This window comes from Paenibacillus tepidiphilus (assembly GCF_008635795.1).
Classification (GTDB): Bacteria; Bacillota; Bacilli; order Paenibacillales; family Paenibacillaceae; genus Paenibacillus_AQ; species Paenibacillus_AQ tepidiphilus.
In genome coordinates this window covers 28552-39639 of sequence record NZ_VWRQ01000028.1, presented here as the reverse complement: position 1 = coordinate 39639, position 11088 = coordinate 28552, and the positions used below count along the sequence as shown (strand labels likewise).

Below are 11088 nucleotides of genomic sequence, written 5' to 3'. Positions count from 1 at the left end.
ACCCTCCCAGAAATCTTTCTTAAATGACTTATTCAAGACAGAATACTTCCTTCTCTCTTAAAACATATGGAATGCCATTGGGTTAATTCAGCTATCTATTCTTGATATGTTTTAACCGTTAATAGATTTCCATTTGGGTCATATTCATAATGACGTCTGTATGCTTGTCCTTGTACAGTAAAGTATATATCCTGAATTCTATTAGATTTATCGTACACATAACGGATAGAAGATGTCTGATTAAGTAACAATGAAATATCCCCACTAGTACCAGTTCCTCCAGCAACTGAGACGCGAATTTTATATAGCCCTCCCAGGCTAACGCCGTAGTTCAATTTAATTGTGGTTGACTGATTTACAGTGCCGGAAGCTACAGTACTTCCGTTTGGGTCAATAACAGCTATAGAATAATTCATATTAGATAACGTTTTCATTTCAATTTGATTTGATCTGCCACTTTGGGCTATATAAGTCCATTCCGAAGTTGTGTTATTCGCAATACTCGCATTTATAGGAGTATCATAGTTAATATTTTGGTCAACATTATAAACTATAGTAAGCACCCTTAAAGAGTATACTTTTATAGGGTATCCCGTTGGGCTTGACGCTCCAATAACTTTAGTAGATATCTTGTGTACTGATGCTGATTGCGGTATGGTGCCCAAAATGTAATTAGTATCCATGTAAATAGTGTCTTCGCTTTTCGGTACGGTCACAATTGTCTTTACTATATGATTCGAATTGCCAGGTAACGTATAGTCAAAGTTGGTCTCAAATGAACTGACCGGTACAGTTTTGGTCTGACCATTTTGAGGATTGACGTAAGCATCCTTCATAGTATAACTCATGTTTACAATTGAACTGGGTGGAATCGGTGTAGGGAAACTGAAATCACCACTGGTTTGAACAGACGTTGTCGGATCAATAACAAGCGGATATTTCAAACCTTTATTATCCAGATGAATGTTAACTTTTATTTTGCTGCCTTCCTGTTGTATTGTTGTTTTTATTTTATCGTAGTGAACATCAGCTGCCCCTTCTTCCATCACCCACATAGGAGGAATATTAAATATCTCCTCTTTTAAAGCATTTCTAAAGATAATCATACCGGCTTCATTCTTTTCATAGGTTAATCCTTTTGCCTTAACCTCGAATTGATAATCCACTGGAGCGTTCTTATTCTTTAGGTACATAAACATTTTTAATGAATCCGAGTTCATCACATACTGTAAATCCGCCCCATTCCAGGCGTTTGTATATGTAATTGTATTTCCTTCAACATTGCTTTTTGCCTTATTTGTTTGCAGTGGAGTATAAATAATGGAATACTGCTCCTTCTCAATTTCAATAGGTTTATTGCTGGTTTTGCCAAATTTGACTTTGATACTACTTTGAGTAGTTCCATAATCAAAACCAGGTTCGGACAATAAAGTTGTAATATTTAAATTAATATCTGACCAATGCCCATTTTCAAAATAATGCAAGGGGGACTCCGAATAATAGGTAGCCATTGTATTATCGTTATATAAGACAGTTTTGCTGTTCTCCGTTCTCTGACTGAGGACTTCTCTAACGGTCCTCACATCATTGCTCTGTTGTTTACTAAGCGATGTAGAAGATATGGGTTTATTTTCCTCGGAGCTCCCTAGCAGTTCTAGAGATGAGAGAAAGGTGTCTAAATCCATCTCAGGGCCGATATCGTCCATTTGATTCCCAAATGGTAAACCGCTTGAACTATCGTATCCCGCAGCATGTACTCTGGTGTTTATTGTCTTGTCAGGCATTATCGAAATTCCTATAGCAAGCAACATTAAAACAAGAGAAATTTTAAAGAAAACATTTTTCTTTAGCATCTTTGTACCTCCACGTTATTTTAAAAACTCCATTAACAACTTATTTTCCACAAATGTAATCGCTTTCGATTTTCACCCCTTTGGTAAAACGTCCTGATGAAAAAGACACTTAGGCTAACTCATACCATTTCTTGTCTGTACAATAATAGATTTTATTTAATTTTTTGGATATTGTATATATATCAGGTCATTTGATCACAAAAAATACCAAAATAAAGGTAAGCAGATCAGCTCTCATGAACGGCATGAGGGTTTCTGTTCTGCTTACCCTTTATTTTTGCAAATGATAAAGAATACTTGTATTTCTAAACATTACATAACGCCATTCAGCAAAAGTTGTTTATATCACTCATTCGTGCCGGATATGCTCATGTGTCTGCAGAAAGATCTGTTCCACATGCGCATCATTCAGCGAATAATAGACGGTCTTGCCTTCCTTGCGGCGCTTCACGATCCGCAGGTTGCGCAGATAACGGAGCTGATGCGATACCGCCGATTGCCCCATATCGAGGATGGACGATAAATCGTGCACGCACAGCTCCCGCTGGGACAGGGCATAAATGAGCCGCACCCGGGTCGGGTCGCCGAGCGCCTTGAACATTTCCGCCATCTTGTCCGTCGTACTGCGCTCAGGCAGTATCAGCGCCGCCGAATCCGGCCCAAGCTCCGAACCGTTGCATGTGTTGTCGCAATCTTCAAGTGCCGCCGGCTCCATGCTTTCGTCCTCCTCCATAGGCTCCCGGATATTCCAGGCCGTTAATAGGAACTTCTACGATGATTATAGAAAAAATCGCAATCAATGTCCATGGAGGCCCTTGACGCTAGGATGAATGGCGCAATCCAGCGAACGGGCGACAGCCGGTTCAGCACAAAGCCCCTTGCTCAAACCGCCTTTCTGCGGAAGGAGATGAATCCCGCCGCCAGAAACAACACCAGGCTGCCGGTGACGACAATCATGAGGCTTGCGAGCGGCAAATTAAAGGCGCCGAAGGTCTCGTCTCCGTAATAAGACATCGGGGACATCGCCAGCATCGGCTGCAGCCAGGGATAATACGGCCCGTAATCCGCAGAATTGGCGACCAGCATATTGGGAATCGTCAAGCTTACATTCAGTGCCAGGGGAGCACCGAAGCTGGTCCAGCGCTGGGATACGGCCAGCTGCAGCGCCGCCAGCGGCAGGCAGGCGAACCATCCGCCGAAGAGGCTTGCCGCCAGCTTGCCCCAAGGGACCGCCCCCTCTGCCCCCCGGAACAACCCTACACCCAGCAGAGCTCCCAGGAACAGCAGCTGGACAGCTGCCAGCAGCAGCATAATCATGGCGAACTTCGCCAGGTAGACCGTCCCCCTGGTGACAGGAAGCGCCAGCAGCTGCTTCCAGCCGCCGTCGCTATGCTCGCTGCGGCAGATCAGCGCCGCAAAGATGCCCGACAACACCGGGAGGAACAGCATCGAATGAGCCATAGCCATGACTCCAAGCAGAATCTGCCAAGTGATGCCGCCGGTCGTCCCCTCTGTAACATCCGCCAGTGCGCCGATGACAACCGAGATCGCGGGACTGACCAGAAGCAGTACCCAAATATAGGAGCGTGACATCTTTATTTGCTCCGCCGACAAGATTCGCATAAAGGTCCGCATCCTCAAGCCACATCCTTTCTGGCAAAATGCCATGCACCGGGCAGCAGCACCACAAGCCCCAGGAAGATGCCTGAGACACTGAACAGCCACGGCCGGGAGGCGCTCCAGGACAGCATCGGCCAGTTCAACGGAAACCACTCGGACAGCGAATAGGAGAAGAGACTGAGCAGCGAAAGCGTAATCCCGGAGGCTATGGGAAAGGTCTGGTTACGGGCGGATAAGGAAAACCAGAGCTGCAGCAGAATCACCGGCAGCGCGGCGGCATAGCCCATGAATCCGATCCGCAGAATGTCCGTATACGGAACCGGCTGGGACTGAAATCCGAGAATCCAGCCGAGCCCCACCGTTCCCGCCGACAGCAGCAGGCAGGAGACCGCCAGCAGCAGCAGGCACAGCAGCAGCTTGGCCATAAATACCGCGGTCCGCGACACCGGCAGGGCCAGCAGCTGCTTCCATGAACTCGTCTGATGCTCCACATTCGCCATCATGGAGCAGATCAGCGTGCCGCCGAGATAGAGCGCTACCGGCACGAAATTAGACAGATTATCCAGCAGCCCGCCCCACAGGTCGGCCTCATGTATTTTCGTCAGATAGTCATAACGTAGACCGAAGTTAAGCCCCTGCATGGCCAAGAGACCCAGCGGGCCCAGGAGGACCAGGAACCACAGCCCTTTACCGCGAATCTTCAGCCAGTCCGCCGACAGCGCACGCCACATTAAGACGCACCTCCTTCGACGACCTGCAGGAAGAACTCCTCCAGCGATTGCCTGTGCTCCTCCACCCGGTACACCGCATGTCCATTCTCCACCAGCTCTTTGACCAGCAGCGCCACTCTGGCGTCGTTCATCCGTGGAAGGATCAGCCGGCCTTCCCGCAATTCTCCGCCGCAGCCTCTGCGCTTCGCCAGGTCCAGCGCCGCTTCCGGCTCGGACAAAGCCAGGCGCAGATCCCCGGCTGCCTGCTGCTGCAGATGGGCGATGCTGTCCTGATAGACCATCTGCCCCTGGCGGATGATCCCGACGGTGTCGGCCATTTGCTCCACTTCGCTCAGCAGATGGCTGGACACAAGCACCGTGATCCCCTGCTCCGCAGGCAGCCGCTTGATCAGGGAGCGGATCTCCTGAATGCCCGACGGGTCCAGGCCGTTCGTCGGCTCGTCCAGGATCAGCAGCTCCGGCCCGCCCAGCAGCGCGGCGGCAATGCCGAGCCGCTGCTTCATCCCCAGCGAGAAGCCCTTCACCGGCCGCTTCTCCTCGCCGGTCAGCGATACAATGTCCAGCACTTCGGCGATCCGCCCTTTAGGCACCCCGATAATCCGCCGGATGGCCTCCAGATTCTCTACGGCAGTCAGATGGCCGTAATAGGAAGGGGATTCTACCAGTGAGCCTACCTTGCGGAGAATATCCAGCTTGTGGCTGCGCAGTTCGCGGCCGAAGACTTCAATGTTTCCGGAAGTCGGCTTGATCAGGCCCAGCAGCATCCGGATCGTTGTCGTTTTGCCGGCGCCGTTGGGACCGAGGAAGCCGTAAATTTCCCCTCTGCCAATATTCAAATTCAGATGCTCCACCGCAGCCCGGCCGCGGTATACCTTGCGTAAATCGCTTGTTTTGATTACCGTTTCGTTCATCTCGTTCACCTCGGTAATCAGCATAACGCGGCAAGGTTAAAAGAGCGGCGGCACCAAGTTTAAATTTTGTTTAAAAACCGCGAATACGTGATTAACCCGGGTTTCTGACGTTATCCGCAGGCTGATAGATTACGATTTCTGTTCCCTGCCCCGGGCTTTCCGCCTTCCAGTCCAGCTCCATCCGCTTCAGCAGCAGGTCGACGATTGCCAGGCCCAGGCCCGCGCCCTTGGCCTCCGACGAGCTGCCCATTCCCCTGCCATGATCGGAAATCACCAGCACGCGGCGGCCTTCCCGGCTCTCTGCAGCTATACCTACATAACGGCCGCTGCGTGCGTGGCGGAGGATATTCTGGAACAGGTTGTCAAGAATGCGCCGGAACCAGCTTTCGTCCACGGTCCAGTACAGCGGATCTCCTTCGAGCGCAATTTCGACTGTGAAGCCCTCCTTCTCCCACAGCGGATACCAGGCTGCGGCTCCTTCCCGTGCCAGCCGCAGCACATCCCTGCGCTCCAGGGTCAGCTGTATCTTGCCGCTGCTGAGCAGATTATAGGAGAGCAAATTTTCGATCAGCAGACTTAACCCCTCGATACGCTCATCCATCAGCTGCAGCGATTCCTGGCCGCGCGGCGACAGACTCTCCTTACCGAGCACATGCAGATGGCTGCGGATGACGGTAAGCGGCGTCCGCAGGTCATGCGACAGATCGGCAACCAGCCGCCGGCGCAGTCCTTCTTCCTCCGCTTCCCGCTGCCTGCTGGCCGTCAGCTCGGTGACCATTGTATTGAAGGCCCCCTCCAGTTGACCGATCTCGTCGGGCTTGCCCGGCGCAATCGGCTGCGGGAGCCCTTCGCCTTCCCTGAAGGCCATCGCTGTCTGCAGCCGCAGCAGCCGCTTGCGGATGCCGTTGAAGAACAGCAGCGAAACCAGGATGAACAGGACAAAGAAGAGTAGCAGCGTCACCACATACCAGGTTTCTAGCCCGGTATAGTAGGACACATTCCGCACATATTGCGGAACCTGCATGACCATAAAGCCTTCTTCCGCCCCGGCCTCGTCGCCGATGAAGGCAACAATCGCCAGTGGCTCAAGCTTGGCGCTCTGTTTCATGAAGGCGATCGCCTCCGCTGCGTTCCACTGCCGGGGGATAAGCGGGGCCTCCAGCTTCTCCGGGCCCTCCCGCCATGGCAGCACCAGCCGGGTCTGGCCTTCTCCGTCCACCCAGAACATGGCGGCCAGATTATACTGCCCGCTCAATTCCTTCAGCCGCCGGTCAACCGTCTCCGCAGAGGCCCCGTGCAGCTCAGCCGCTTCCTGATGCCACATCGTCTCCAGCGCAGAAATGCTGGAGTAGGGCTGATACTCCACGGGCGGATCTTCCTTGGTCAGTCCTGTAAATACTCCGTAAGCGATTAAAGTGAGCGGAATGATGACTGGAATAAACAAAAATGCGGTAATAATAATCAGCAAATAACGGGACAGCAGGGAACGGGTCTGTACCCAGGCCTTCACCTTCATGCCCTCACCCGGTAGCCGATGCCCCGCACAGTTTCAATAATCTCCGGGACCCCCGGATCGAGCTCCAGCTTCTCACGCAGATAGCGGATATGTACCATCAGTGTCTTGTCGCCTTCAAGGTAAGGCTCGCCCCACACGGCTTCATAGATTTGCTCCTTGGTCAGTATCTGCCCCAAATGCCGGAGCAGATAAGAGAAGATTTGAAACTGCTTGCCGGTAAGGACAATCTCCTTACCTTCAGCATCGGTAATCCGCTGGCCGCCGTCCGCCACCAGCAGATGCTTCAGCTGCAGCGGCACCGCTGCCGAAGCCCCGCTGCGCCGGAGAAGCACCTCAATCCGTGCAGCCAGCTCATCGGGGTGGAACGGCTTCGTCACATAATCGTCGGCGAAATCCAGCCCCTGCAGCTTGTCGTCTATGGAAGCGCGGGCGGTCAGCATCAGCACCGGCAGCTCCGGGTAGGCGCGCTTCAGCCGCTGGCCGACGGTGAAGCCGTCAAGGCCGGGCAGCATCACGTCGAGAATCGCCAGCTGACAGCCTGCGGCCGCTTCCACCGCCCCTTCTCCGCTCTCCAGCCAGCGTACGGCGTATTCCCGCTCGCGCAGGTCGGCGGATACAGCGCTCCCGATCTCCCGGTCATCCTCTACATATAACAGCGTAACGCTCATGGATCTGCTTCATTCCTTTCCTGCCAGTCCGGTTTGTGATGCCCCATTATAGCATGGTCAACCAGGGTGCTACCATCGGGCAGCAGAGAGTCCCGGCGGCCAGCACTGCTGGCTCAGGACACGAAAAAACCCGCAAAGCGGGCTCTTGGAGGGATACCTTTTCAGCTGCTTGGCATGAAATCCAAGCTGCGCTTTCCGGAATGAATAACAAAAGCCGCCTTCCCCCCGGTCAGGGCGATGAAGACGGCTTCTCCCGGATTATTTCCCGGATACGTGAGACGGCGGCTGCCACACGCCATGCTCCTTATCTTGACCCATATATTCTATCCGTGTCGGCGTTAACTCCAGAATGACATAATCAGGATCTTCCGGACCGCTGAACCACTTCTCCAGCGACGCGTTCCATACCTTCGCGCGCAGCCCGTTATCCTTGGTTACGGCAGCCGTCGCTTCAATCTCCAGCACATCCTTGCCGCCGCCCTGCTCATATCCCAGCAGCAAGAAGACATGAGGGTTATTCTCCAGCTCTTCCACCTTGTGCGTCTTGCGGTCGGTCGCGAGATAAACACTCAGCCCGTCATGAAAAACAGCCATGTAACGCACCTTCGGTTTGTTGCCGGCTTCAATGGTGCCGAAGGACCCGAACTTGTTGTCGTCCAGCGTCTTGATGATCGTCTGCTCCAGCGCTTTCTGATCCATGGGCCAAATAGCTCCTTTCGTATCGGGGCAACAGTACAGCCTCTTGCCCGCGGCTTGAAATACTCCTGAACTTTTATTGCTCGGCAAACTGTGTTTATAATAGTGTACCCGCTCCTTGCCGAATGAATCCGGGGCAAATTCATGAACGCCGCCCGGTCATTCCAGTACGAATAAATGATGTAAATCCTGTGTATAAGGCGGTGCGCCTGTGAACGAATCCACAATCACTACAGAATCAGAATCCACACTGCATACGGCTTTGCTGCAGTTTATTTTTCCTTTCTCCATTAAAGACGGCCAGAACAAGGGACTGATCGGAAAGCTCAAGGAGGACGGTTTTATCCCCTTTTTCCTCGATAACAAGAAACTGGAGGATGCTTTTTACGGGGAAGGCTACTGTGTTTCCCATGAAAAAATGGAGCGCAGCTATCTCCCCTTTGCCGCTCATGTGCTGTTCCCCCGCGAAAAAGCCGCCGACTCCTTCCGCCGCTTCTCGCGCGCCAATGATCTGGCCTGCTGTCTGGAGCTGAGAGGGCAGGATATCCCCTTCCGGGTGCACTCAACCGATGTGTTTGTCTGTCCGTTCCAGCTGGGATTCCTGACGGTGCGTGTGCAGCTTGAACAAGAGGACCTGCCTTTCAGCCTGGCGCTGGAGTTCGCCGACCGCTTCCGCACGCTGGAGGATGTGTCTACCCGGGATAAGCAGTCCCGTATCCGCTGCGGCGATCATACTTTTGAGCAGGTGGAGGATTTCGTTCTGCGCAATCTTGCCGACGGTCTGGAGTCTTTTCTGGATGCGGAAGAGCTGGGCGGGGCTTATTTCGAAACCTTGCCCTTCTTCGTTGATGAGCGGATGATGGTCCAGGCTTTTTACGGCATCAACCGCACTGACAACCCTGACGAACTGACGCTTAATATGCGGTACCGCGCCTCCCAGCTGGATGGTATTAATGAGGACGGCAAACCGTATGCCAGCGCCAGTGATCCCGGGTACATCGAGAACTACTGCCGTGAGCATTCCTACAACCGCTGGGGTCCCGACACCTACTATATGACCAACGAACAAACCTTTTGCTGCCTGACCCGGACGGAGCGGAAGGTCGCCACTGAACTGGCCAATCAGATGTACGGTGAGTATTACTACGGGCTGCTCTTGAACCTCTTTCACAAAATCGTTCTGCTGAAGCTGGCCACCCTGCACTCCCGCCTGCGTATCGACCATGATTATGACGCGATTGAGGATCTGATCTTTCTGATTAATAAATTTTCGGCCAAATTTTATTTTATGGAGCTGATTTCGCAGTCCCAGGGCCGGGAGATTTTCTTCCAGGTGCGCAAGGTGTACGGCAACGATGCCTTGTTTGATGAAGTCAAAATGACGCTGGATGACCTGTTTCAATACCAGGAGAAATACCAGGCAAGGCGCCGCGATACCCTGCTGATGATCCTGACCATTTTCACCGTGGTGAGCGGGATTTATGGAATGAACCAGGTCATTGAGGACCTGAAGAATCCTATCGACTGGAGCAAGCTGCTGGAATACTCCCCATTCGAATACTTGGCGCTGGCTGTGACCTTTATCGGGATTTCTGTCAGTCTGTTCCTGACGGCCAAGGAGCTGTATACCAGCATCCGCAGGCGGCACAGGAAGCGGATGGAGAGCGATGAGTAGCAAGATGGGTCTGGACAAATCACGGAAGCGCCGTCTATAATACACCGTAACAAGCAATACCCGAGAACTTCATAGAACCAGGGGTGCTGGAATAGGCCGGCTGAGATTGTATCCCATAAGATACTGACCCTTATACCTGATCTGGATAATGCCAGCGTAGGAATTTCGCTTTAGCGCCTGTGGCCTTAATATTTGAGACCGCAGCGACCAGCACTGTGCGACTACGCAAGCGTCCCGATGAATCGGGACGCTTTTTGTGTATGGGTATATTCGGAACTTGGAAGAATAGGGGTTGCCAAGAAGGAGAGAAGAGAAGCTATGGGAGTCAAAAAGGCATTCACCCTCTGCCTCGTCCTGCTGCTGGCTGCCGTGATGGCCGGCTGTGGAAATAACGGAGGCGGAAGCAATACGGCAAATACGCCGGGCGGGAGCAGCGCTTCGCCTGCGGCGGATGCAGGGGACGCCACTGCGGCTCCGCAGGAGCTGACCAAGATCAAGGTGGCACTCGACTGGACACCGAACACGAACCACACCGGCCTGTACGCGGCCAAGGAGCTGGGCTATTATGAAGAGGAAGGCCTGGACGTGGAAATCGTGCAGCCCGGCGCGGCCGGCGCAGACACGATGGTCGCCTCCGGCGAAGCGGCTTTTGGCGTAAGCGCCCAGGAAGCGCTCACGCTGGCCCGCCTGCAGAACGTGCCGCTTGTCTCTATCGCTGCAGTCATTCAGCATAATACCTCCGGCTTCGCCGGACCGAAGGACCGCAATCTCAAGTCGCCGAAGGATTTCGAAGGCAAGACGTACGGCGGCTGGGGCTCACCCGCCGAAGAAGCGGCCATGAAAGCGATCATGGACCCGGTGGGCGGCGATGTCTCGAAGGTAAAGATCATCAATATCGGGGAGGCCGACTATTTCACCGCCGTGAAGCGCGATATTGATTTCGCGTGGGTATTCTACGCCTGGACCGGCATAGAAGCCGAGCTGCGCGGCGAGCCGCTCGACATGCTGTACCTGAAGGACTATGCGCCGCAGCTCGATTACTACACGCCGGTGCTGACCACCAGCGAGAAGGAAATCGCCGAGCGGCCGGAGCTGGTGAAGGCCTTCCTGGCGGCGACGACCAAGGGTTATGAGTATGCCGTTGCCAATCCGGCGGAGGCTGCGGATATTCTGATCAAGGCCGTACCGGATCTTGATCCGGAGCTGGTCAAGGCCAGCCAGGAATGGCTGAGTCCGAAATACAAGGACGATGCCGCCCGCTGGGGCGAGCAGAAAGCCGAGATCTGGAAGAATTACGCCGACTGGATGTACGGGCTGAAGCTCCTGGAGCAGCCGCTGGATGCGGATGCCGCGTTCACCAATGATTTTTTGCCGGGCAGCTGACCTTACAGTCGTGAGACCCCAAACTATAGGAAGAC

General features: G+C 53.3%; 10 protein-coding genes and 1 riboswitch. Of the genes, 2 read left to right on the top strand and 8 right to left on the bottom strand.

Going from position 1 to position 11088, the window contains the following annotated elements:
- Nucleotides 1-95: 95 nt before the first annotated feature.
- The 8 genes from F1379_RS26105 to F1379_RS26070 all read right to left on the bottom strand — a co-directional run bounded on the left by F1379_RS26105 (nt 96) and on the right by F1379_RS26070 (nt 7998).
- Nucleotides 96-1853, bottom strand: coding sequence for a DUF7948 domain-containing protein (locus F1379_RS26105; protein ID WP_150275409.1), 1758 nt, complete (start codon nt 1851-1853; stop codon nt 96-98).
- 349 nt (nt 1854-2202) lie between these two features.
- Nucleotides 2203-2568 (bottom strand): ArsR/SmtB family transcription factor, encoded by a 366-nt coding sequence (locus F1379_RS26100; RefSeq protein WP_150275408.1) that lies wholly within the window; start codon nt 2566-2568, stop codon nt 2203-2205.
- 167 nt (nt 2569-2735) lie between these two features.
- Nucleotides 2736-3488: an ABC transporter permease gene (locus F1379_RS26095; RefSeq protein WP_150275407.1), complete on the bottom strand. Its 753-nt coding sequence runs from the start codon at nt 3486-3488 to the stop codon at nt 2736-2738.
- Nucleotides 3489-3490: 2 nt separating this feature from the next.
- Nucleotides 3491-4204 carry an ABC transporter permease gene (locus F1379_RS26090; protein WP_150275406.1) on the bottom strand — a complete coding sequence of 238 codons (714 nt, stop codon included), beginning with the start codon at nt 4202-4204 and terminating at the stop codon, nt 3491-3493.
- Nucleotides 4204-5115, bottom strand: coding sequence for an ABC transporter ATP-binding protein (locus tag F1379_RS26085; RefSeq protein ID WP_150275405.1), 912 nt, complete (start codon nt 5113-5115; stop codon nt 4204-4206). Before F1379_RS26085 ends, F1379_RS26090 begins: the two co-directional genes overlap by 1 nt.
- 91 nt (nt 5116-5206) lie before the next feature.
- Nucleotides 5207-6625 (bottom strand): sensor histidine kinase, encoded by a 1419-nt coding sequence (locus F1379_RS26080; RefSeq protein ID WP_420850537.1) that lies wholly within the window; start codon nt 6623-6625, stop codon nt 5207-5209.
- A 2-nt stretch (nt 6626-6627) separates the two neighbouring features.
- Entirely contained in the window at nt 6628-7299 is a 672-nt protein-coding gene (locus F1379_RS26075; RefSeq protein ID WP_150275403.1) for a response regulator transcription factor, read from the bottom strand.
- Nucleotides 7300-7557: 258 nt separating this feature from the next.
- The gene (locus tag F1379_RS26070; protein WP_150275402.1) at nt 7558-7998 is read right to left on the bottom strand and encodes a pyridoxamine 5'-phosphate oxidase family protein; all 441 of its coding nucleotides are present in this window, start codon (nt 7996-7998) and stop codon (nt 7558-7560) included.
- Between the two features lie 208 nt (nt 7999-8206).
- On the opposite strand from F1379_RS26070, the gene F1379_RS26065 reads away from it, so the two are divergent.
- Nucleotides 8207-9670, top strand: coding sequence for a hypothetical protein (locus tag F1379_RS26065; RefSeq protein ID WP_150275401.1), 1464 nt, complete (start codon nt 8207-8209; stop codon nt 9668-9670).
- Nucleotides 9671-9739: 69 nt separating this feature from the next.
- A riboswitch (TPP riboswitch) is annotated at nt 9740-9849 on the top strand.
- Between the two features lie 139 nt (nt 9850-9988).
- On the top strand, nt 9989-11053 hold the full coding sequence (locus tag F1379_RS26060) for an ABC transporter substrate-binding protein (RefSeq protein ID WP_150275400.1): 1065 nt from the start codon (nt 9989-9991) through the stop codon (nt 11051-11053).
- Nucleotides 11054-11088: the final 35 nt, after the last annotated feature.

Bases quoted from the DNA above. Each gene is read 5' to 3' on its own strand.
- F1379_RS26105 (WP_150275409.1), bottom strand. From the start codon at position 1,853: ATGCTAAAGAAAAATGTTTTCTTTAAAATTTCTCTTGTTTTAATGTTG.
- F1379_RS26100 (WP_150275408.1), bottom strand. From the start codon at position 2,568: ATGGAGCCGGCGGCACTTGAAGATTGCGACAACACATGCAACGGTTCG.
- F1379_RS26095 (WP_150275407.1), bottom strand. From the start codon at position 3,488: ATGCGGACCTTTATGCGAATCTTGTCGGCGGAGCAAATAAAGATGTCA.
- F1379_RS26090 (WP_150275406.1), bottom strand. From the start codon at position 4,204: ATGTGGCGTGCGCTGTCGGCGGACTGGCTGAAGATTCGCGGTAAAGGG.
- F1379_RS26085 (WP_150275405.1), bottom strand. From the start codon at position 5,115: ATGAACGAAACGGTAATCAAAACAAGCGATTTACGCAAGGTATACCGC.
- F1379_RS26075 (WP_150275403.1), bottom strand. From the start codon at position 7,299: ATGAGCGTTACGCTGTTATATGTAGAGGATGACCGGGAGATCGGGAGC.
- F1379_RS26070 (WP_150275402.1), bottom strand. From the start codon at position 7,998: ATGGATCAGAAAGCGCTGGAGCAGACGATCATCAAGACGCTGGACGAC.
- F1379_RS26060 (WP_150275400.1), top strand. From the start codon at position 9,989: ATGGGAGTCAAAAAGGCATTCACCCTCTGCCTCGTCCTGCTGCTGGCT.